This window comes from Sphingobium sp. TomMM35A (genome assembly GCF_054771735.1).
Window position 1 is genome coordinate 2,495,567 of the sequence record NZ_BSRC01000001.1, and the last position, 21,926, is coordinate 2,517,492.

21 protein-coding genes are annotated in these 21,926 nt (G+C 62.9%); 15 read left to right on the top strand and 6 right to left on the bottom strand.

The genetic code is table 11. The annotated features are described in order from the left end of the window. Positions 1 to 23 precede the first annotated feature (23 nt). On the bottom strand, positions 24 to 836 hold the full coding sequence (locus ACYU8T_RS12580) for a CsgG/HfaB family protein (protein ID WP_461159624.1): 813 nt from the start codon (positions 834 to 836) through the stop codon (positions 24 to 26). A gap of 166 nt (positions 837 to 1,002) precedes the next feature. Between ACYU8T_RS12580 and lepA the strand changes: the two genes are divergently transcribed. From lepA to ACYU8T_RS12600, 4 genes are all read left to right on the top strand, one after another. Continuing rightward, positions 1,003 to 2,808 (top strand): translation elongation factor 4, encoded by a 1,806-nt coding sequence (lepA, locus tag ACYU8T_RS12585; RefSeq protein ID WP_097090715.1) that lies wholly within the window; start codon positions 1,003 to 1,005, stop codon positions 2,806 to 2,808. A 63-nt stretch (positions 2,809 to 2,871) separates the two neighbouring features. Then, positions 2,872 to 3,078 (top strand): hypervirulence associated TUDOR domain-containing protein, encoded by a 207-nt coding sequence (locus ACYU8T_RS12590; RefSeq protein ID WP_097090716.1) that lies wholly within the window; start codon positions 2,872 to 2,874, stop codon positions 3,076 to 3,078. 54 nt (positions 3,079 to 3,132) lie between these two features. Beyond that, the gene (locus tag ACYU8T_RS12595; RefSeq protein ID WP_097090717.1) at positions 3,133 to 3,519 is read left to right on the top strand and encodes a PH domain-containing protein; all 387 of its coding nucleotides are present in this window, start codon (positions 3,133 to 3,135) and stop codon (positions 3,517 to 3,519) included. A 150-nt stretch (positions 3,520 to 3,669) separates the two neighbouring features. Then, complete coding sequence (locus tag ACYU8T_RS12600) at positions 3,670 to 4,368, top strand: hypothetical protein (protein ID WP_461159625.1); 699 nt, start codon at positions 3,670 to 3,672, stop codon at positions 4,366 to 4,368. A 340-nt stretch (positions 4,369 to 4,708) separates the two neighbouring features. Here the strand turns inward: ACYU8T_RS12600 and ACYU8T_RS12605 are convergent, their stop codons facing one another. Together ACYU8T_RS12605 and rnd are read right to left on the bottom strand one after the other, a co-directional pair. Next, on the bottom strand, positions 4,709 to 5,005 hold the full coding sequence (locus ACYU8T_RS12605; protein WP_461159811.1) for an I78 family peptidase inhibitor: 297 nt from the start codon (positions 5,003 to 5,005) through the stop codon (positions 4,709 to 4,711). Between the two features lie 11 nt (positions 5,006 to 5,016). Further along, the gene (rnd, locus tag ACYU8T_RS12610; protein ID WP_097092644.1) at positions 5,017 to 6,183 is read right to left on the bottom strand and encodes a ribonuclease D; all 1,167 of its coding nucleotides are present in this window, start codon (positions 6,181 to 6,183) and stop codon (positions 5,017 to 5,019) included. A 127-nt stretch (positions 6,184 to 6,310) separates the two neighbouring features. On the opposite strand from rnd, the gene aspS reads away from it, so the two are divergent. From aspS to ACYU8T_RS12635, 5 genes are all read left to right on the top strand, one after another. Continuing rightward, complete coding sequence (gene aspS / locus ACYU8T_RS12615; protein WP_461159812.1) at positions 6,311 to 8,095, top strand: aspartate--tRNA ligase; 1,785 nt, start codon at positions 6,311 to 6,313, stop codon at positions 8,093 to 8,095. A gap of 155 nt (positions 8,096 to 8,250) precedes the next feature. Beyond that, positions 8,251 to 9,045 (top strand): polyphosphate kinase 2 family protein, encoded by a 795-nt coding sequence (locus ACYU8T_RS12620; protein WP_097092645.1) that lies wholly within the window; start codon positions 8,251 to 8,253, stop codon positions 9,043 to 9,045. A 137-nt stretch (positions 9,046 to 9,182) separates the two neighbouring features. Further along, positions 9,183 to 10,436, top strand: coding sequence for a methyl-accepting chemotaxis protein (locus ACYU8T_RS12625; protein ID WP_461159626.1), 1,254 nt, complete (start codon positions 9,183 to 9,185; stop codon positions 10,434 to 10,436). An 82-nt stretch (positions 10,437 to 10,518) separates the two neighbouring features. Further along, a complete protein-coding gene (locus ACYU8T_RS12630) occupies positions 10,519 to 10,704 on the top strand; it encodes a hypothetical protein (protein WP_097090720.1) in 186 nt (61 codons plus the stop codon). Positions 10,705 to 10,795: 91 nt separating this feature from the next. Continuing rightward, on the top strand, positions 10,796 to 12,145 hold the full coding sequence (locus tag ACYU8T_RS12635; protein WP_097090721.1) for a S41 family peptidase: 1,350 nt from the start codon (positions 10,796 to 10,798) through the stop codon (positions 12,143 to 12,145). 182 nt (positions 12,146 to 12,327) lie between these two features. Here ACYU8T_RS12635 and ACYU8T_RS12640 read toward each other — a convergent pair whose 3' ends face one another. The 3 genes from ACYU8T_RS12640 to ACYU8T_RS12650 all read right to left on the bottom strand — a co-directional run bounded on the left by ACYU8T_RS12640 (position 12,328) and on the right by ACYU8T_RS12650 (position 15,603). Beyond that, positions 12,328 to 12,621 carry a hypothetical protein gene (locus tag ACYU8T_RS12640; protein ID WP_461159627.1) on the bottom strand — a complete coding sequence of 98 codons (294 nt, stop codon included), beginning with the start codon at positions 12,619 to 12,621 and terminating at the stop codon, positions 12,328 to 12,330. Between the two features lie 373 nt (positions 12,622 to 12,994). After that, complete coding sequence (gene greB / locus ACYU8T_RS12645; protein ID WP_461159628.1) at positions 12,995 to 13,477, bottom strand: transcription elongation factor GreB; 483 nt, start codon at positions 13,475 to 13,477, stop codon at positions 12,995 to 12,997. A gap of 86 nt (positions 13,478 to 13,563) precedes the next feature. Then, positions 13,564 to 15,603, bottom strand: a complete 2,040-nt coding sequence (locus tag ACYU8T_RS12650; RefSeq protein ID WP_461159813.1) for a lytic transglycosylase domain-containing protein — start codon at positions 15,601 to 15,603, stop codon at positions 13,564 to 13,566. A gap of 154 nt (positions 15,604 to 15,757) precedes the next feature. Between ACYU8T_RS12650 and dapA the strand changes: the two genes are divergently transcribed. The 6 genes from dapA (at position 15,758) to recA (ending at position 21,870) form a co-directional block, all read left to right on the top strand. Further along, positions 15,758 to 16,636 (top strand): 4-hydroxy-tetrahydrodipicolinate synthase, encoded by an 879-nt coding sequence (gene dapA / locus ACYU8T_RS12655; protein WP_097090723.1) that lies wholly within the window; start codon positions 15,758 to 15,760, stop codon positions 16,634 to 16,636. A gap of 46 nt (positions 16,637 to 16,682) precedes the next feature. Beyond that, complete coding sequence (smpB, locus tag ACYU8T_RS12660; RefSeq protein ID WP_097090724.1) at positions 16,683 to 17,165, top strand: SsrA-binding protein SmpB; 483 nt, start codon at positions 16,683 to 16,685, stop codon at positions 17,163 to 17,165. Further along, positions 17,165 to 17,773 carry a DUF2062 domain-containing protein gene (locus ACYU8T_RS12665; RefSeq protein ID WP_236575055.1) on the top strand — a complete coding sequence of 203 codons (609 nt, stop codon included), beginning with the start codon at positions 17,165 to 17,167 and terminating at the stop codon, positions 17,771 to 17,773. Before smpB ends, ACYU8T_RS12665 begins: the two co-directional genes overlap by 1 nt. Before the next feature lie 45 nt (positions 17,774 to 17,818). Further along, entirely contained in the window at positions 17,819 to 20,257 is a 2,439-nt protein-coding gene (locus tag ACYU8T_RS12670) for a hybrid sensor histidine kinase/response regulator (RefSeq protein WP_461159629.1), read from the top strand. Between the two features lie 80 nt (positions 20,258 to 20,337). Continuing rightward, a complete protein-coding gene (locus ACYU8T_RS12675) occupies positions 20,338 to 20,694 on the top strand; it encodes a response regulator (RefSeq protein ID WP_097090726.1) in 357 nt (118 codons plus the stop codon). A gap of 102 nt (positions 20,695 to 20,796) precedes the next feature. Then, positions 20,797 to 21,870 (top strand): recombinase RecA, encoded by a 1,074-nt coding sequence (gene recA, locus ACYU8T_RS12680; protein WP_097090727.1) that lies wholly within the window; start codon positions 20,797 to 20,799, stop codon positions 21,868 to 21,870. Positions 21,871 to 21,926: the final 56 nt, after the last annotated feature.

Sequence of the window (21,926 nt, forward strand, 5' to 3'; positions counted from 1 at the left end):
GGCCAAGCCCCTGCATCTAAGCTTTATTGCGCGCGCGGAGCGGCGGCTGCCGCGTTAGCGGGCAGGCCGCCCATCTGCGTGACGAGCTTGGTATAGGCGTCGAGATAGGCGAGTACGATCACCTGGCCGATTTCGGTATTCTGGTAGCCGCTGGCACCGGCGGCTGCAAAGCCGCCCCACCACCCGGCACCGCCGCCGCCGCCAAAGCCGATGTCGGTCTTGCGCGCATAGCCTTCGGTCAGCGCCTCTTCTTCCGTCGTGCGGGCGTTGACGATGGAAAGCGTAACGTTCGCTTCCTTCTTCTTGATGTTGAGGCCACCGGCAAGTGCGCCGAACGTGCCGCCCATCAGGCCGCCAAGTGCAGCGCCGAAGCCGCCACCGCCAGAATTGCGGTTGGACGATACGATATCAGGCTCCAGATAATAATCGGCCGCCTTGACCTGGCCCCGGCCCAGGTTCGATCCGGCCTGCAATTCGCCGGAGTCCGCCATAGCGCGTTCCATCGCCCGGCTCTGCATGGCGCGGCCGCGATTGACGATGCCGAAACAGCCGGACTGCTGGATAAGGACCTTGAGCACCGCTTCCGGGCTGCCCAGGTTCAGTTCGCGCCACCACTGGTTGTCGGGCTCGACGATCGCGACGGTGCCAAGGCGGCGGGTGCAGCGGGGAATCTCCTGCTGAGCGCGTTCCTGCGCCCTGCGGCCCGACGACGCGCCCTTGGTGGTGCCATCCTTATAGGTCTTGCCGGAAGAACTCATATTCGTCTGCGCCATCGCAGACATCGGCGTCGCAAGCATCGATGCTGCCGCGACGATCGCGGAAACCGTCCTGAACATTGCCCCAAATCCCCTTTTCGAGCGGTTAATTACGGAATTTCTTATATGGTACGACCCGCTTAAAGCTCGCGTCACTTACCATAGCTCGCGGCCTTTTCCTACTGATGGCCTAGCTGTTTCTAAGCTCTGCTGACAGGCCCGCAAATGGCTGCTATCGGCGCGGGCCATGACCGACCTTTCGCATATCCGCAACTTCTCGATCATCGCCCATATCGACCATGGCAAGTCGACCCTGGCCGATCGCCTGATCCAGCGCACCGGCGGCCTGACCGACCGCGAGATGAGCGCGCAGGTGCTCGACAATATGGATATCGAAAAGGAACGGGGCATCACCATCAAGGCGCAGACGGTGCGCCTCGATTATGTCGCGAAAAATGGTGAGACTTATGAACTCAACCTCATGGACACGCCGGGCCATGTCGACTTCGCCTATGAGGTGAGCCGGTCGCTTGCAGCCTGCGAGGGCGCGCTGCTGGTGGTGGACGCGGCGCAGGGGGTGGAAGCGCAGACGCTGGCCAACGTCTATCAGTCGATCGAACATGATCATGAGATCGTGCCGGTGCTGAACAAGATCGACCTGCCCGCCGCCGAACCGGAGAAAGTGCGAGCGGAAATCGAGGAAGTGATCGGCCTGGACGCGTCCGAAGCGGTGCTGGCGAGTGCCAAGTCCGGCATCGGCATCGACGACATCCTTGAAGCGATCGTTGCGAAAATCCCGCCGCCCAAGGGCGATCGCAACGCGCCGCTGGAAGCGATGCTGGTCGATAGCTGGTACGACCCTTATCTGGGGGTCGTCATCCTTGTGCGCGTCGTCAATGGCGTCATCAAGAAGGGGCAGCAGATCAAGTTCATGATCGGCGAGACCGAGCATCTGATCGATCGCGTCGGCTGCATGCGGCCGAAGATCGAGCAGCTGCCGGAACTCGGCCCGGGTGAGATTGGCTTCATCACCGCGCAGATCAAGGATATCAGCCAGACCCGCGTCGGCGATACCATCACTACGGTGAAGAACCCGGCCGCCAATCCCCTGCCGGGCTTCAAGGAAGTGCAGCCGGTCGTGTTCTGCGGCTTGTTTCCGGTCGATGCGAACGATTTTGAAAAGCTCCGCGACTCGATTTCCAAGCTCCGGCTCAATGATGCGTCCTTCTCCTTCGAGATGGAGACGTCGGCGGCGCTCGGCTTCGGCTTCCGCTGCGGGTTCCTGGGGCTGCTGCATCTGGAGATCATCCAGGAGCGGCTGACCCGCGAATATGATCTCGACCTCATCACCACCGCGCCATCGGTGGTCTATGAGATGCACATGAAGGACGGGACTGTGCGCCATCTGCACAACCCGGCCGACATGCCAGATCCCAATCATATCGAGATGATCGAGGAGCCCTGGATCGAGGCGGTGATCTACTGCCCCGATGAATATCTGGGATCGATCCTGAAGCTGTGCCAGGACCGGCGCGGGATTCAGAAGAACCTGACCTATGTCGGTGGCCGCGCGCAGGTGACCTATGAACTGCCGCTCAACGAAGTCGTGTTTGATTTCTACGATCGCCTGAAGTCGATCAGCCGGGGCTATGCCAGTTTCGACTATCATCAGATCGGCACGCGGGAGGGCGACCTGGTCAAGATGAGCATCCTCGTCAACAATGAGCCGGTCGACGCGCTGTCGATGATCGTTCACCGCTCGGCGGCCGAGGCGCGTGGGCGGCATATGTGCGAGCGGCTGAAGGACCTGATCCCTCGGCACCTGTTCAAGATCCCGATCCAGGCGGCGATCGGCGGCAAGGTGATTGCCCGTGAGACGATCGCGGCGATGCGCAAGGATGTCACCGCGAAATGCTATGGCGGCGACATCACGCGCAAGAAGAAGCTGCTGGAGAAGCAGAAAGAAGGCAAGAAGCGGATGCGGGAATATGGATCGGTGCAGATCCCGCAGGAGGCCTTCATCGCGGCGCTGCGGATGGGGGATGAGAGCTAGAGCGGTTCGCACGCAACCTCTATCCTCTTGCCGGGTTCTTGGGGCTTGGCAGGAGATCAGGACATGAAGCAGGAACCCAAGGCCGGCGACAAGGTCAGCTGGAAGAGCCATGGCGGCGAGGCGCATGGCAAGGTGGTGAAGAAGCAGACCAGTGCGACCCAGATCAAGGGGCACAAGGTTGCCGCTTCCAAGGACAATCCGCAGTTCATCGTCGAAACCGGTGATGGCAAGCGCGCCGCGCACAAGAAGGAGGCGCTGTCCAAGGATTGACGCGGACAGGGCATCCATGATCATGTCCGGCGGCACCTGTGTATGGGATGAGTGATGAGCGACGCGTGGCTGTATGACGAGCATCCTGCGATGTTTCGGGCGCATCCCTTTCTGTTCATCCTGTTGCTGATCTCGGTCGTGGGGCTGCTGGCGATCGGCGTCTGGTGGCTGCGGGCCAAGGGCGAGCGGCTGGCCCTGTCCGACCGTGAGGTGCTGATGGAGCGCGGGCTGCTGGCGAAGCAGCGGACGGAGATCGCACTGTCGAGCATCCGGAGCGTGCGCATCACGCAGACATTCGGGCAGCGCATCTTCGATGTCGGCAATGTCGAACTGTTCAGCGCGGGGGATATCGCGGAAATCGCCATCAAGTCGATGCCGCGGCCGGGGCGCATCCGCAACATCGCGGCATCGCGCAACCTGGATTTGCTGCCGCAGCGCTGACCTGCGTTCACGCCCCCTTGACCTGAGGCCAAATTATTTCAACCATATGTCCCAAGTGAAGGGACCTTGAAGAGCCTGCATCCGGGAAAGGACGCCACTGGGTAACGCTGCTTCGCAATGACGCGAGGAGCGGTTGCAAAGGGTTCGTCCATGGCCTTGCCGGTGATGCTTTCGCTGCCTGAATTGACTGAGACGCAGCGTGAGGACGTGAGGGAGGCATGCGGCTTTGCCTGCGTCCGGTGCGGCGTGACGATCTACCGCTATCTGCGCCTGCCCGACTCCCCGCAGACGACATTGCTCTGTCCCACATGTCATGCACTGGTGGAGGAGGGGCGGCTGACCGCGGCGCAGGTGCAGGGCTTTCATACCAATCCGGTCGTCAGGCAGCGGCACTTCGCGCGGGACCGCATGCCATTTTCTTCGGAACTGCCGATGCTGATCGTGGGCGGTTCGCGATTGCTGCGCGATACGCCGATACCGCTGATGCTGGATGGCGAGCCGATCCTGATGTTCGCGCCGCCGCGCCGCAGCCGGGGTGCGACACGGATCAGCCTGCGCTTGGGTGACCTTGACGGCGATCCGGTGCAAGTGATCCAGGGCAATGAATGGCTGCCCACCGATGGCAGCTGGCGGTTCCTGCTGCGCGGCGACCGCTACAGCGTCATGGCGGCGCGCGGTGACGGGCTCGCCATCCTGCGGATCGTGGCGCGCAACCGGATCGCGGTGGAGCATCTGCGCACGACGATCCGCGGCAGGCGGCTGGAGGTGACGCCTGATTGGCTGGAGATCGATGGAAAGCGCCATGTGAACCGGATCGGCAGCGGCGCTCTTGTAGGACGGGAATGTTGAGGCGGGACGTCAAAAATGGCGGATATCCGCCGAAGTTCACAGTGTATGCGCGCGCGAGGGCGAGCGCGCGTGGGCGCGAGGGAGTGATATGGGACGTTTCAAAGAAGAGCGCGGGGATAGGCTTGTTGCAGGAGAATAGGACAGGCGGGATTTTGGGTTGGTGCTCGAAATAGGATGGTTTTTGGAGGGGGTGTGGTTTTTGAGTGACGGTGAGCGTTCCCCTCCCGCAGGCGGGAGGGGTTAGGGGAGGGGGGAGCGAAGCGAGCTTTTTGCAGGGGACGGGCGTTGCGCTGGCCCACCCCCCAGCCCCCTCCCGCCTGCGGGAGGGGGAGCAGTGTGCCTAACCGCACCTTGCGGAGGTGATCACCATTTTCTCGTCGTAGCTGACAGTGACGCGATCGGGGCGGAAGTCCATGGTCATGGCCATGCCGGGCGCGCCCCAGCGGAGGGTGCGGGCGCCGGATGCTTGCAGCAACTGGGTTCCGATGTCTTCGCTTGCGGTCTGTCCGACGAAGCGGTCGAGCCCGTCGTTGCGGCAGGGGCCTTCAGCGGTAGTAGGCATTGTGGCAGGCCCTTGCCCGTCAGCGGTGGTGCAGGCCGCAGCCAAAAGGGGGATCATCAGCGCCGCTGCCCGCATCATCGTAGTTCCTATTCCGTACGTGTCATTTTCAGCCGGCCGCCCTTCACCGCGAAGGCCAGGCGTCCTTCGACAAGGTCAACGGCATCGCGGCCGAATTGTTCATAGCGCCAGCCTTCGAGGATCGGGAGGCCTTCGCGGACACCAGCGGCCAGCGCGTCCAGATCGTCGCTGCGCGCGAGGAGGCGAGCGGCGACGTTGATGTCGCGCGAGCGGATCTTGAGGAGGAGCTTGAGCAAGTCCGCGACCAGTGCGCCGTCCTTGCCAAGGCCGGGCCGCTTGGGATCGCGTTCGGGCATCTCATCCTTGTCGAGCGGCTTCTGGCTGCCGAGCGCCGCTATCAGACGCGCGCCGATGTCGTTGGTCTTCCAGGTGGCGGAGAGGCCGCGCACCTTGCCAAGGTCTTCTTGGGACCGGGGCGGATGGCTGGCGATATCGGCCAGCGTCTCATCCTTGACGATGCGGCCACGGGGGAGGTTCTTGTCCTGCGCTTCGATCTCGCGCCATGCGGCCAGCGCCTTCAGGCGGCCGAGCACATCGGCCTTCCGGCTGGCGATGCGAACGCGCTTCCAGGCATCCTGCGGTTCGTTCACATAGTTGGAGGGATCGCAGACGCGTTCCATTTCCTGATCCAGCCAGTCGCCCCGGCCAGTCTTGCGCAGTTCCTCCAGCATCATCGGGAAAATCTGAATTAGGTAGGTGACGTCGCCGATCGCATAGTCGATCTGCCGCTTGTCGAGCGGGCGGCGCGCCCAATCGGTGAAGCGCGCGCCCTTGTCGAGCTGAACGCCGAGCCATGCGTCCACCAGGTTTCCATAGCCGATCTGCTCGCCGAGGCCGAGCGCCATGGCGGCAATCTGCGTGTCGAATAGCGGATGGGGGGTCTTGCCGGTCAGGTTGTAGATGATCTCAAGATCCTGCCCGCCCGCGTGGAAGACCTTCAGCACATCCTCATTGTCGACCAGCAGGTCGAGCAGCGGCGTGAGGTCGAGCCCCGGCGCCTTGGGGTCGATCGCGGCGGCTTCATTATCGTCCGCCACCTGCACGAGGCAGAGGTCGGGCCAATAGCTGTTTTCGCGCATGAACTCGGTATCGACCGCGATGTAGGGCGATTTGGCGATACGGGCGCAGAATTGGGCGAGTGTTTTGCTGTCGGTGATCAGCGGATGGATTTGCATATGGTCTTCGATCTTATTATGGGCTGGCCCGTCGCTCACGGGCTCGTCAATGCTTGACAAGACCGCCCATAGCGGGGCTGCGGCACTTTGTCATTTCCGTAAAACGAAGCTGAAAGATACAATCGCCATGCACGCCTATCGCACTCATACTTGCGGCGCTCTTACCTCGGCCGAAGTCGGCAATGAGGTGCGCGTGTCCGGATGGGTGCATCGCAAGCGCGATCATGGCGACCTGGTCTTCATCGACCTGCGCGATCATTATGGCATGGTGCAGATCGTCACCGAGGTCGATGGACCCGTCTTCAAGGTGATGGAATCGCTGCGCGCCGAAAGCGTCGTGACGGTGACCGGCAAGGTCGTGGCGCGTGCGCCCGAAGCGGTGAACCCGAACCTGCCGACGGGTGAGATCGAAATCCGCGCGCTGGATGCAGTGCTGCTGTCTGCTGCCGCTGATTTGCCCCTGCCGGTGGCTGGCGAGCAGGAATATCCCGAGGATATCCGCCTGCGCTACCGCTTCCTCGACCTGCGGCGCGAGACGCTGCACGGCAATATCGTCAAGCGGACCAAGATCATTTCCGACATGCGCCGCCGCATGGAAGGGGCGGGCTTCACCGAATATTCGACGCCGATCCTGACGGCGAGCAGCCCGGAAGGCGCGCGCGACTTTCTGGTGCCGAGCCGCATTCATCCGGGCAAATTCTACGCCCTGCCGCAGGCGCCGCAGCAATATAAGCAGCTGCTGATGGTCGCGGGCTTTGACCGCTATTTCCAGATCGCGCCCTGCTTCCGCGACGAAGATCCGCGCGCCGACCGCCTGCCGGGCGAATTCTACCAGCTTGACCTCGAAATGAGCTTCGTCACCCAGGAAGACGTCTGGAACACGATGGAGCCGGTGATCGCTCAGGTGTTCGAGCAATTTGCCGAGGGCAAGCCGGTGACGCCCGCAGGCAGCTTCCCGCGCATCGCCTATGACGAAGCGATCCTGAAATATGGGTCGGACAAACCGGACCTGCGCAACCCCATCCTGATCCAGGACGTGACCGAGCATTTCGTGGGCTCCGGCTTCGGCATCTTCGCCTCGCTGGTGGAGAGCGGCAGCGTCATTCGCGCGATCCCGGCGCCGGGCGCTGGCGCGGGCAGCCGGAAGTTCTTCGACGACATGAACAATTGGGCGCGGGGCGAAGGCTATTCGGGCCTTGGCTATATCAACATCAAGGATGGCGTCCCCGGCGGCCCCATCGCCAAGAATCATGGCGAGGAGCGGACAGCCAAGCTGATCGAAGCGCTGGGCCTTGGCCCCAATGATGGCGTGTTCTTTGCCGCGGGCAAGGAAAGCCAGGCTGCCAAGCTCGCGGGCCTGGCCCGTATTCGCGTGGGCGAGCAGCTGGACCTCATTGACAAGGACCGGTTTGAACTATGCTGGATCGTCGATTTCCCCTTCTACGAATATGACGAGGAATCGAAGTCGGTCGATTTTGCGCACAACCCCTTCTCCATGCCGCAGGGTGGGATGGACGCGCTGGAGCATCAGGACCCGCTGACGATCAAGGCCTATCAGTATGACATGGTCTGCAACGGTTATGAGATTGCTTCGGGATCGATCCGGAATCAGTCGCCGGAGCTGATGGTGAAGGCCTTCGAGAAGGTCGGCCTGTCGCAGCAGGACGTTGAGGAGCGCTTCGGCGGCCTCTACCGCGCCTTCCAATATGGCGCGCCGCCGCATGGTGGCATGGCGGCTGGTGTCGATCGCATCGTGATGCTGCTGTGCGGGGCGCAGAATCTGCGCGAGGTGACGCTGTTCCCGATGAACCAGCGGGCCGAGGACCTGTTGATGGGCGCGCCCAGCGCTGCGGAGTTCAAGCAGCTGCGCGAACTGCATGTGCGGGTGGTTGAGCCGCAGGCGAAGGGTTAACCCCTACCGCCATCCCAGCGGAAGCCGGGATCTCGGTCGAGATCGCACTTCACCTCTTGAGATCCCAGCGTACGCTGGGATGACGGCGCATGGGCAGGGAGATTTGACTTTTCGCGGCCTGAGGCGTTGCTTCCTTCTGAGCGAAGGAGATGCGCATGGCGATTGACCTTGCCGACTATGAGAAGGGCAAGCCGTTCAAGGGCGACTATGAGGCCGAACTCGACAAGCTGCAGGAGCGGCTGGCGAAGATTCAGGTTGCCCATGTGATCCATGATCGGCGGTCGGTCATTCTGTTCGAAGGATGGGACGCGGCGGGCAAGGGCGGCATCATCAAGCGCATGACCGCGCAATGGGACCCGCGTTACTATCGGGTCTGGCCTATCGCGGCTCCTACAGCGGAAGAATGCGATCATCATTTCCTGTGGCGCTTCTGGACGCGGCTGCCGGCAGGCCGGAACATCGCGGTATTCGATCGCAGCTGGTATGGCCGGGTGCTCGTGGAGCGGGTGGAAGGCCTCTGTTCCAAAGGCGAATGGAAGCGCGCCTATGACGAGATCAACGCCTTTGAAAAGCAGCAGGCGGACGCGGGCACGAACATCATCAAGCTGTTCGTGCATATCACGCAGGAGACACAGGACGAGCAGCTGGCGCAGCGGCTCGACACGCCATGGAAGCGGTGGAAGACCGGCGCGGACGATTATCGCAACCGGGCGCGGCGTGGCGATTATCTCGATGCGATGCACGACATGTTCGAGAAGACGGACAACAAATATGGCCGCTGGCAGGTTATCGACAATAATGATCGCAAGGCGGGCCGCATCGACGCGCTCCGATATGTGGCGAAGACGCTGGAGAAGCTGGTGCCGATGGACTTTCCGGAAGCGGACCCCGAGGTGGTGCAGCTGGCAAGGCAGGCATTCGGGTATGAACCTGGACGAAAATCCCAATAAAACAGTGACTTGTCATAAAACTGTCATCAAAACCTAACTGCTCATTTACCATTGGGAGGCTACCAGCGGCGCATGTACGCGCCCATGATGCTCGACCCTTCGCCAAGCCTGCCCAAGGGCAGGGCCTGCCATTCGTCATGGCGAGCCCCTTCATCCGGCTGGGGCGGCCGCTGAGCGAGGCGGTGGAGCAGTTTCAGCAGAACCCGTCGCTGCGCCTCCTGCCTGTGCTGGATGACGCGGATCGGCCAAGGGGCGCGATCTATGAGCGGGACATGCGGCGCATATTGTTCAATCCGTTCGGTCACGCGCTGCTGCGCAATCCGAGCTTTGGCGGGCGGCTGGACGATCATGTGCGGCCCTGCGCATCGGTGGAACGGAGCGCGACGATCGAGATGCTGATCGACCTTTATGCCGCGCAGGGGCAGAAGTGCGAAGGGCTGATCGTGGTGGAGGGCGGCTGCTATGCGGGCATGGTCGGCGGGCAATTGCTGCTGAAGCTTGCGGCGGAACGCGATGCCCGCGTAGCAGTGGCGCGGGCCGAGCGGCTTGAACGGGTGACGCGGGAAAGCGGCCGGTTTAGCGACGACATAGCGACGCTGATCGCTGATCTGGTGGCCATGGCTGATATGCTGTCCCGGCTGGCGAGCGATGCGGCGGAACGGGCGGCGGATAATGGGCAGGCGGCAGCGGGCATGGCGGTGGCGGCGGCACAGACCGCCGATAATCTGACCGGCATTGCGGGATCGGCCAATGACCTTGGCCTACTGTTCCAATCGATCGAGGAGGAAGTGCGGCAGGCGGGCGCCGCGATCAGGGCTGCGGTCGAGCAGACGCGGCTGGGATCGGCGCAGACCGAGCAACTGCGGGTGCAGGCCGATGGCATTGGCGAGGTGACGGCGCTGATCGACGCCGTGGCGCGGGCGACGGCCACCCTGGCGCTGAACGCAGGCATAGAAGCGGCGCGGGCGGGGGAGGCGGGGCAGGGCTTTGCCGTAGTCGCTCGCGAGGTGAAGCTGCTCGCGGGGCAGACGCGGGAGGCGGCGGCCGAAATCGCCAGCCGGATCGAGCATATCCGCTCGACGGTGGGCCATGTCGCGCAGGGGCATGGGCTGATGGGATCAGCGATCGAAAAGGCGGACCGGCTTTCCGCATCTTTGTTCGACGCGGTCGCCCGCCATGGCGCCTTCAGCCGGGGCATTGCGGCGAGCATGGCCGAGGCGGGCGAATCCAGCGACCATGTGCGGGTGAGCGCCAGCCAGATCAGCAACAATGCGAGCGCGGCGGTCGACGGGGCGCGCGCCATGCGGGAGGCCGCGGGTCAACTCGCCGCGGAGGCGCAGCGGCTGGATGCCCGCGCCAGCCTGTTCATCGAGGCGATCCGTCCGGGCTGACGCGTCAGGCTGAGGCGAAAATGGCTGGCGCATAGCGTAAATGCGGCTAACCTCTCCATCCAACCAGAAGGAGAGGAAAGCCATGCTCGTGATGTTCGTGGGCGCCGACCGGACCGAAACCGCCATCAACGCCGCGCAGGTCACCTTCGTATCGTCCGTCACGGAAGGCACCCGCATCCGCTTTGGCGAAGGACGCAGCGTCACCGTGGTCGAACCCATCGCGCAGGTGATGGAGGATCTCAACCAGGCACTACGGCCGCACGAATAGCGTTACGCCGGACGCGCGGCCTCACCGATGTTTTGCGTCTGCCTGAGAACCTCCCTATACTGATGGCTTGATGCCAGGACTCAGGACAGCAATGAAATCCAATTTCTTCCGGGGCGCCGTTGCCCTTGGTGCGCTCGCGCTCATCCCCGCCACCACGGCCGCGCTCGCGGACGGGGAAGCCAGCAGCTACAAGGCGCTCGACGAGTTCATGGATGTCTTCCAGAAAGTCCGCAGCGACTATGTCGAGAAGGTGGATGACGAAAAGCTGATCAAGGGCGCGATCGACGGCATGCTTGCCAGCCTCGACCCGCATTCAAGTTTCCTTGACGCGCGCGATTTCCAGAATCTGCGCACCCAGACCGAGGGCAGCTATGGCGGCCTGGGCCTGTCGGTCACGCAGGAGGATGGCGCGGTCAAGGTGATCGCGCCGACGCAGGATACTCCCGCCTGGCGCGCGGGGATCAAGGCGGGCGATTATATCACCCATCTGGACGGGCAGCTCATCTATGGCGGCACGCTGGACGAAGCGGTCGACAAGATGCGCGGCGCACCGGGCACGTCGATCAAGCTGACCATCGTGCGCGCGGGCCGCGACAAACCGATCGACGTGACGCTGACCCGCGAGATCATTCAGCTGAAGCCGGTGAAGTGGGAGGTGAAGAACGGCATTGGCGTGATCAACATCGTCAGCTTCTCCGCCAACACCGGCGCCGATCTGCGGCAGGCGATCCGCAGCATCGACAAGAGCCTTGGCCATAAGCCGACCGGCTACATCCTTGACCTGCGCTCCAATCCCGGCGGGCTGCTGGACGAAGCCGTGTCGGTGAGCGACGCATTCCTGGAACGCGGCGAGATCGTGTCGCAGCGTGGCCGCAACAAGGGCGATGTCGAGCGCTATTATGCGAAGCCCGGTGACGATGCGAAGGGATTGCCGATCATCGTCCTGGTCGATGCGGGCTCTGCTTCGGCGTCGGAGATTGTCGCTGGCGCGCTTCAGGACCAGCACCGTGCGCTGGTGATGGGCGAGCGCAGCTTCGGCAAGGGCAGCGTGCAGACGATGCTGCCGCTGACCAATACCACGGCGCTCAAGCTGACGACGGCGCGCTATTACACGCCGTCCGGGCGATCTGTGCAGGAGGGCGGGATCGAGCCTGATGTCCGCGTACCCCAGCTGTCCGACCCCGATTACAAGAACCGCCCGAAGTTCCGCGAAAGCGACCTGCGCCGTCACCTGATCAACGAGATCAAGACGGACAATGCCGCGCTGGAGGAAGACACGAAGGAAGACCCCCGCTTCGCCATGACGGCGGAGGAGCTGAAGAAGAAGGGGGTCGAGGATTTCCAGCTGGACTATGCGCTGAAGACGATCGCGCGGCTGGCGGCAAAGCCGGGCGCGGTGGTCGCGCAGGCGCAGCCGGTAGCGAAGAAGGTTGTGCGATGAGGGGGCGGGCTGAGGACGGCTTTCGGTGACCCCCGCCTTCCGCCCTTCGTCATGCCAGCTTCAGCTGGCATCTTTCTCGATTGGGCAGAAACTCTCCTGAGATCCCAGCTTTCGCTGGGATGACGGGTATGGGTGGTTTGAGGACGGTCTGCTTTGGAGAGCGTAGGTCAGGAAGCGGACATTCAAAAGAACCGGTCGTCCTGCTCATAGATGGCATCAGTCAGCGCGAACACCTGTTCAGCCAGAGGCGTCCCAATTACGTCGTTCCTATGCAACGCTGTGCTGGCGAGCGTTCCGTCTGCTATTGATCGATCATGCGCATCGATGACCATCAGGGCAGGAGTGCCGTTGGCCTGCTGTCGATGGATCAGGGCGACGGCGTAGCGGTCCGATGGGCCAGTGTCATCGCCCCAGGGACCGAGAATTAGATCAAGGTTGGCGCCCGTTTCGTCTATATGCCCTTCCGTCCAATGCATCCAATACGCTGCAGTGGTCGCGCCGCCTCGATCGTGGATCAAGCCCCAGATCGACCGACTGTCCCGACCGCAGCAATCGCAATGACCCTGGCTCTCATTCATTTTCTCGATTGTAAAGCGAGGAGGGAGATCATTGGCCATCAACCGAGCATAGTGCCGTTCCGCTCAACTTCAATCGATCATAAGGTGATCGAATGGCGGATTGCAGGACCACTCGGCCGCCTTATTGGACGGCAAGAAGTGGTCGCTTACAGACCCTTCTAAGGGATCATATGACGGAACGGTCGTAGCGACGCTGGGGTCTCCGGGCTGATGTTCTTACCGGTTGCAAGAGATCCCGGTTTTCGCTGGGATGACAGTCATTTGGACGTGTTCACTCCGGGTAGCTGATCTCCATCACCTCATATTCCTTTTCCCCGGCGGGGAGCATGACGCGGCGTAGGTCGCCTATCGCCGCGTTGCGCAGGGCGCGGGCGATTGGGGAGTTCCAGCCGATCCGGCCTGCACTGGCGTCGGCTTCGTCATTGCCGACGATGGTGACGGTGCGGTGATTTTCGTCTTCGTCAGCGATCGTGACGGTCGCGCCGAAAAAGACGCGGGTCTTGTCGGGCTGTTGACGTGGGTCGATGACCTTGGCGTCCTTCATCTTCTTGGAGAGGCGGCGGAGTTGGCCGTCGATTTCGCGCATGCGCTTGCGGCCGTAGAGATAGTCACCATTCTCGCTGCGATCGCCATTGCCTGCCGCCCAGCTGACGATCTCCACGATGCGGGGCCGCTCCTGCCCAAGCAGCTGATCATATTCGGCGCGCAGCTTCGCGAAGCCTTCTGGCGAGATATAGTTGGGATGAGCGGTCATGACGGGACATCTCTATCCATTCGGGTCGAGCTTGTCGAAGTCCCTCTGGATACGACAGGCTCAACCCGGCAGGAGAATGAGAAGCGTCAGCCCGGCGTCTGCTTGCCGAGATATTTGGACAGCGGCGTGTTCGAGCCCCGGAAACGTGCCCGTTCCGGGTTCATCGCTTCATACACCACCGCATTTTCGAGCACGCGCTGCACATAGTTGCGCGTTTCGAAAATCGGGATCTGCTCGATCCAGCGCAACATGTCGGCGCCCGGCAGGCGCGGATCGCCATTGGCTCTGATCCAGCGGTTCACATTGCCGGGCCCTGCATTATAGGCCGCAACCGCCAGCGGATAGCTGCCGCCATAATAGTCGAGCATCCGCTGGAAATAGGATGAGCCCAGCATGATGTTGTAGCTGGGATCGTTGAGCGAGCCGGGGTCGTAGCCCAGGCCAAGCTTGCCCGCCTGCTCGCGCGCGGTGCCGGGCATCAGCTGCATGAGGCCGCGTGCGCCCGCATGGCTGACGATCTGGCGGTCGAACTGGCTTTCCTGCCGGGCGATGGCGTGGACCATCGTCCAGTTGGACTGGGCGGTAGAGGGCACTGGCACACGGGGAAAAGCGCTCTCGCCATAGCCGGTGAGGCCGCTCGACACCGCGCGGCGGCCGACCATCACGCCCATGTCGGGCCTGCCGATGCTCTTGGCCAGTTCTGCGGCGAGATAATGGTCGCTGTCGCTGTCGGCATTATTGGCAATGGCGCGGGCGAATTTGCTCTGATCCTCCCAATAGCCCATTTGCCCGAGCGCCTTCACCGCACGGACCACGGAGCGATTGTTGAAGGCGGTGCGATCAGCGGCGGAGATTTCCACCGGGCGCTCGACGGCGGCGGGCGCAGGCACCGGTTTCCCGACGCGTTCCAGGGCGAGCTGACCATAAAACTGGTCGGAGAATACCGACGCCTGGGCAAAATAGCTGTTCGCGGTGCTTTTATCCCCTGCGGCCAGTGCTGCGCGTCCGGCCCAATAATAGCCCTTGGATTGGGTCTGGGGGGATTTGGCGGCCGTGGCGTAGCTGCGGAACATCACCGCTGCGTCGGATGGACGATTGAGATTGTAGAAGGCGGTCGAACCTGCCAGCCAGGCAAGGCTGGTATAGTCATCACGCTCGCCGATCGGGCGGCTGGAGACGTCGGTGCCGGGCGCGTAGGCGTCGTCGATCTTGCTGGCGATGCCATAGGCGAAGCTCCACTGGCTGTCGTTGGCAGCGGCGCGGGCCTGACCCAGCAAGGTCTCATACCATTTTTCGGCATTGCCCGGACGGAAGGTCAGCTGCGGGCGATTGGCGAGATATTGACGGGCGGCGACCCAATTGCCGGTGTTCATCAGCCATGTGGCCTTGTCCGCCACGAAGCCCGCGTCGGAGACGCCGATGGCTTCTGCCGCCTGCATCCGGACAGCCGCGTCCGGCGCTTTCCGGCGGAATGCCATGCGTGCTTCATAGACCGGCCGCCGCGATGGCGTGACATAGGCGAGCATCCGCTGCGCACCGGCCACATCATTGCCCCACAGCAGCATGTCGGCGCGCTGGTCATGATCCGCGCTCGTCCAGCCCGAGCCGAACATCGAAAGCAATCTTGCTTCATCGTCCGGCGAAAGCGTTCCGCCGATCCAGGCGCTGCGGGCGGCGATGCGGGCTTCGGCTGCGCGGCCCATTTGCATCAGCGCCAGCGCATGTCGGGCATGGCCCGTGGCGGTCCGGGCCGGGAAGCGCGCGAAGAAAGCCGTCACCTGACGCGGATCATAGCTGTTGGGGTTGATGCCGGTTTCCGCCAGCCGCCGCATCCGGTCCTCCCCCGGCCAGCCGGGATTGGCGAGGATGAAGCTGGCATAGGAGGAGAAGCCCAGGCCATCGCTTTGCTGCAAGGCGCGCCACTGGCTGATCGTCGCGGAGATCGATGGATCGGAGGCAATGCCGATTCGGCTGCTGACCTGATTCCAGGGCGACGGCTGAGGCGAGGGCTGAGTCTGGGCAGGTAGCTGCTGGACTATTGCGCCCGGCGGATAGGGCGATGCTGTTGGGGTTTCGGTCTGGGCGCTGGCGCCGGCGGTAAAAAGAAGAAGAGCGATCAAGGGCATGCGGACCATTGCTGTTTCGGGGCGGCGAGTTGACAGCCTACTGGACATCATCGCAATTCCATCCTTATCAGGCCCTGAATGACGCGCTATAGCGCCCCGTCGCCTTGAGGCGACAATGTGCCCCGGAATGCCGGTGAATTGAAGGAGTTTGTTGATGTTTTCCGGGTCGATTCCGGCACTGATCACCCCTTTCCGCGATGGAGCCGTGGATGAGGCGGCTTTTCGCGCGCTGGTGGACTGGCAGATCGAGGAGGGAAGCAGCGCGCTCGTACCGTGCGGCACCACCGGGGAAAGCGCGACCATGACGGTCGAGGAGCATAATCGCGTCGTCGCCATCTGCGTCGACCAGGCAGCGGGCCGGGTGCCTGTGATCGCGGGTTGCGGTTCCAACGATACGCGAATCGCGCTGGAGCATATGTTTGCAGCCCAAGCCGCAGGCGCTGACGCCGCGCTGGTGGTCGCGCCCTATTATAACAAGCCCAACCAGGAAGGCGTCTATCAGCATTTCGCCTATCTTGCCGAACGCTGCCAGCTGCCGATCGTCCTTTATAATGTGCCTAGCCGCACGATTACCGATATCGGCGTGCCGGTGATCCACCGCCTGTCCGAAGAATATCAGACGATCGTGGGCATCAAGGACGCTACCGGGAATCTGGGGCGGGTCACCGCGCAGCGGCTCGCGTGCCGCGATGATTTCTGCCAGCTGTCCGGCAATGACGAAACCGCTTTGGGATTCAACGCCATGGGGGGCAGGGGCTGCATCTCCGTCACGGCCAATGTCGCGCCGCGCCTGTGCGCGCAGTTCCAGGCGGCGTGCGCGTCAGGCGATTGGGCCGGTGCGCTGGCGCTGCAGGACCGGCTCTACCCGCTGCACGACGCGCTGTTCAGCGATTCTTCACCTGGGCCAGTCAAATATGCGCTTAATCGGGTGCGGCCCGACATGCCCGGCGAGCTTCGCCTGCCGATCACATGGCCTTCGGAACCGAGCCGAGCCGCCGTCGATCGCGCTTTGGAAATTGCGGGTCTCGTCTGAAAGGGGCTGCGGCCCTATATGGTGAAGTGAGTTAGTTAAGAGAGCCATGGCCCGCCCCCGTCCCGAACTGTTCGACAAGAAGAAGATCGTCGCCGAGAACCGGCGCGCGCGCTTCGAATATTTTCTGGAGGACGTGTTCGAAGCGGGCATCGCCCTGCAGGGGACGGAGGTGAAGTCGCTTCGTTTCGGCGAGGGCAACATCGCCGAAAGCTATGCCGAGGTGAAGGGCAATCAGGTGTGGCTGGTCAACAGCAACATCCCCGAATTCAGCCACGGCAACCGCTATAATCATGAACCCAAGCGGCCTCGCAAGCTGTTGCTGCACGAGCGGGAAATCGCCCGCATGCATGGTGCGGTGGAGCGCAAGGGGATGACGCTCGTTCCCTTGAGCGTCTATTTCAACAGCCGCGGCAAGGCAAAGGTCGAGCTGGCGCTCGCCAAGGGCAAGAAAACGCATGACAAGCGCGACACCATCAAGGAACGCGACTGGAAGCGCGATCAGCAGCGCATCCTGAAGGCGCATCGCTGATGGGGCCCAAGGCGAGCATGGGCCGTCTGGCCCGCTGGTGGCACGCCAATGCTCCGACCCGGGAGTCGATGGAGGAAAATCGCTTCATCGCGCCAGTCGCGCACCGGGTGCTGGAACCGTCGCTGTGGCGCTTTACCCGGCGGTCGGTGCCGCGTGGCGTCGCGCTGGGGCTGCTCGTCGGCATCTTTCTGCTGATCCCCGGCGTGCAGATTGCGGGCGCGGCGCTGCTGGCGCTGCCGTTCCGGGCCAATATCCCGATCGCGGCGGCGATGACATTCCTGTCCAATCCCGCCACCACGCCGCTGTTCCTGATGGCGTCGGTCTATATCGGTAATTGGCTGCTCGGGCGCAGCGCCGATGCGTCGGGCTTCATGGCGCTGGTCGACAAGCATGCATCGATCCGCGAATGGTGCGCCTGGCTCTTTTCCGAAGCGGCGCCCGCCATGCTGTTTGGCCTCGCCCTTATTTCCATCGCCTTTGCAGTCGTGGGTTATTTTCTGGCCGACTGGTTCTGGCGCCACAGGATGGGCCGGAAATGGCATGCGCGTAAATTGAGGATTGGCAAGGCACCCGAAAGCAGCGCATTGGAAGAAGTCGCCCGCGTCTGACGCCGGGTAGAATAGTCCAGGCGTTTTCAGGGGGAAGGCCGGCCGATGGCCTCGCGTATCAAAAGGGATGGGGAAGCGTGGACAGGCGAACGCCCTTCCCGGCTGGCCCTGCCGCTGCTGATACTGGCTGCGCTGCTGTCAGCGACATTGGTCATTTTCGCGAGCGGCAATGCGGCGGTTGGCGCTGGTTTCGGCGCCATGATCCTGGCCGCCGCCGCGCTGCTCAGCTGGTATCGCCGCCTCTTTCCCGAAGAAGCCGCTGACCTTGACGCGGTGCCGGACTGGACGGTCGCGCGGGCCGCGGCGGACGCGTCGAGCATGGCGATCGCGGTCACTGATCGTGCCGGGCGGCTCGTTTGCGCGAGCGACCTGTTCGGGGAATGGTTTCCCGGATTTCCAACGCCCCCCAACATCACGGCCGAAACGGGGCTGGCCGAAAGCCTTGCCGATGCCGCGCGCGGAGCCTGGCGCGACGGCGAAGCGCGGGTGGAAGGCATGGCGCAGGGCGCGCTGCGGCTGGACGTCGATATCAGCCGCACGGGCCGGTCGGAAGATTATCTGCTGTGGCGCTTTACCCCCGTGCGCCAGCCCAACGCGCTGGATGACGTGCATCGGCTGCTGACGGGCGATGCCGGGCGGCAGATGGGTGAGGCCGGGATCATGGCGGTCATGATCGGGGGGGAAGGGCGCATCCGCTCGGCCAATGGCGCTTTCCTGCTGCGCGCGGCGGGGCGGATCGACGCCAACATCACCGGGCGCGATTTTGCGGCCCATATGCGGGTCGATGACAAGGGACGGCTGTTCCTGGCGCGGGAAGAGTCGGGCGGGTTGCCGCTGCGGCTGTTGCAGGTGCCGTTGCGCCGGGCGACGCAGCCGGGCGGCTATCAGGGGAGCGGGCAGGGCGGAGGGCAGGACGGCCCGATGCTCCTGCTGCTGATCGACGAGCCTGCGGGCAGCGCGGGCGGCACGTCGGCGCTTTCCTATATCGAAACGCTGCTGTCGCTGCTGCCCTTTGGCCTGGCGATGGCGGATCGCGACGGGCGCATCCTGTTCCTGAACGGCGCCTTTTCCCGTGCCGTGGGGCTGAAGCGGAGCGAGAAGCCGAGCTATCCGGGCGACCTTGTCGTGCGCGAGGATCAGGCCGCGGTCGCTGATGCCGTGCGCCGCTTTGCCGTGGGGCCGCAAATGTCCGGCGACATTGCGATCAGGCTGCGGAACGAACCGGAGGAGCCGACCGCGTTGAGCCTCGCGGGCGTCCGTGGATTGGGCGAGGCGGCGGTGCTGCTGAGCCTCAAGGACAATAGCGAGGAAAGCAAGCTCAAGCGGCAGGTGGCGCAAGCGACGAAGATGCAGGCGATCGGCCAACTGGCTGGCGGGGTCGCGCATGATTTCAACAATATCCTGACCGCCATCATCGGCCATTGCGACCTGATGCTGATGCGCCATACGCCGGGCGACAGCGACTATGACGATATTCAGCAGATCAAGTCGAACAGCAATCGCGCAGCCGGGCTGACGCGCCAGCTGCTCGCTTTTTCGCGGCAGCAGACGTTGCGCCCGCAGGTGCTGCAACTGCCCGACATCGTTGCCGATGTCTCCAACCTTCTGAAGCGCCTGCTGGGCGAGAGCGTCAAGCTGGAGGTCAGCCATGGCCGCAACCTGGGGGCGGTGCGCGCGGACCCGGGTCAGTTGGAGCAGGTGATCGTGAACCTGGCGGTCAATGCCCGCGACGCCATGCCCGAAGGCGGTATCCTCAATATCCAGACCTATGCGGTTCCGGCGGGCAAGGTGCGCGAGATGCGGCAGGAAATATTGCCAGCCGCCGACTATACCGCGCTGCGCGTGTCCGACACCGGGCTAGGCATTCCGCCCGACATTCTCTCCAAGATATTCGAGCCCTTCTTCACGACCAAGGAATTGGGCAAGGGCACCGGGCTGGGCCTGTCGACGGTCTATGGCATCGTCAAGCAATCGGGCGGCTACATCTTTGCCGAATCCGAACTCGGGCGGGGCGCGAGCTTCGTCATCTACCTGCCCGTCTATCAGGGCGCGGACATGGAGCAGGCGATCCCCTCAAAGGCGCCGATCAAGCGCAGCGAGACATGGGGCACCGGCACCGTGCTGCTGGTGGAGGATGAGGACATGGTCCGCGCCGTCGCCGAACGGGCGCTGTCGCGGCAGGGCTATAAGGTGCTGACCGCCAATGACGGCGAGCAGGGGCTGGAGGTGCTGGCAGGCGGCGAGCAGATCGACCTGCTGATTTCCGATGTGGTCATGCCCAACATGGACGGCCCATCCATGGTTGCGCGGGCGAGGGATACGCATCCCGACCTTCCGGTATTGTTCATGTCGGGCTATGCCGAGGAACAACTGCGCAAGTCGATAGACCTTGCCAATGTCGCCTTCCTGCCAAAACCCTTTTCCGTCAGCCAGTTGGCAGAGGCCGCGCGTGACGCCCTGGCCATGCGGCCCACGGCTGAATGAACTTCTTGAACGATCAAGCGTTTATGCTGGTCCGCGCGTCGATGATAAGATAGCGAGCGTGACGAAATAGGGGATCGCACATGTCGGACAGCAAGACCATCCTGGTGGTCGAAGATGAAGCAATGATCGGCATGATGCTGGAAGATTATCTCGAAACATTGGGATATCGCCTGCACGCGGTTGCCGTTTCGGTGGATGAGGCGTGCGATCAGGCGCGCAGGGGCGGCTTTGACGCGGCGCTGCTCGACTGCAATTTGCAGGGCGAGAAAAGCTGGCCCGTGGCCGACATATTGGCCGAGACTGGAATTCCCTTCATCTTCGCCACGGGCGGCATGGCTGATGATGTGCCATCAGGTCATGCGGATCGGCCGACGCTGGCGAAACCCTATACGATCGGCGCGGTCGAGCGGGCGCTGGCGAAGGTGCTTTCCGCCTAAATAGGAAATTTCCGTTCCCCTCTTGTTCTTTGAGAACAAAGCGGATACGTAGTGGCCAAGGCGCCACTTAATCGGCGCTTCCGCTTGACAGGGGATAGGCCGATGACAGCAATGCTCTCACTCATCGATTCCAAGAAGACAGGGACAATGGACAGACAGAAAGCATTGGAAGCGGCCCTTTCCCAGATCGACCGCGCCTTCGGCAAGGGTTCGGCGATGAAGCTGGGTAGCCGCGAGAAGATCGAGATCGAGGCGATTTCGACGGGATCGCTGGGGCTCGATATCGCGCTCGGCATTGGCGGCTTGCCGCGCGGGCGCATTATCGAAATCTATGGCCCGGAAAGCTCGGGCAAGACCACGCTGGCGCTGCATGCCATTGCAGAGGCGCAGAAGACGGGCGGCGTTGCAGCTTTTGTCGACGCGGAACATGCGCTCGACCCGGTCTATGCCAAGAAGCTGGGCGTCGATATCGACGAACTGATCGTGTCGCAGCCCGACACTGGTGAACAGGCGCTGGAGATCGTCGATACGCTGGTGCGGTCGAACGCGATCGACGTGCTGGTGGTGGACTCGGTGGCCGCGCTGGTGCCCCGCGCCGAAATCGAAGGCGAGATGGGCGACAGCCATGTCGGCCTTCAGGCGCGCCTGATGAGCCAGGCGTTGCGCAAGCTCACGGGATCGATTTCGCGGTCGAAATGCCTTGTCATCTTCATCAACCAGGTGCGCATGAAGATCGGCGTTATGTACGGCAATCCGGAAACGACGACGGGCGGCAACGCGCTTAAATTCTATGCATCAGTCCGCCTCGACATCCGCCGCACCGGCCAGATCAAGGATCGCGACGATATCGTGGGCAATGCGACCCGCGTGAAGGTGGTGAAGAACAAGGTGGCCCCGCCGTTCAAGCAGGTCGAATTCGACATCATGTATGGCGAAGGCGTTTCCAAGATCGGGGAGATCCTCGATCTAGGCGTCAAGGCCGGCATCGTCGAAAAGTCGGGCGCATGGTTCTCCTACGACTCCGTTCGCATCGGGCAGGGCCGGGAAAATGCCAAGACTTTCCTCAAGGAACATCCGGAGATGGCCGAACGCCTGGAACGCGCCATCCGCGGCAAGACCGAGGAAGTTGCTGAAGGTATGATGACAGGACCTGAACCGGATGACGACGGCGAATGAGGCGCGCTAGTACCTGCGTTTTTTATGAATAGTGAAAGGCCTGTCTGCGCATGTCG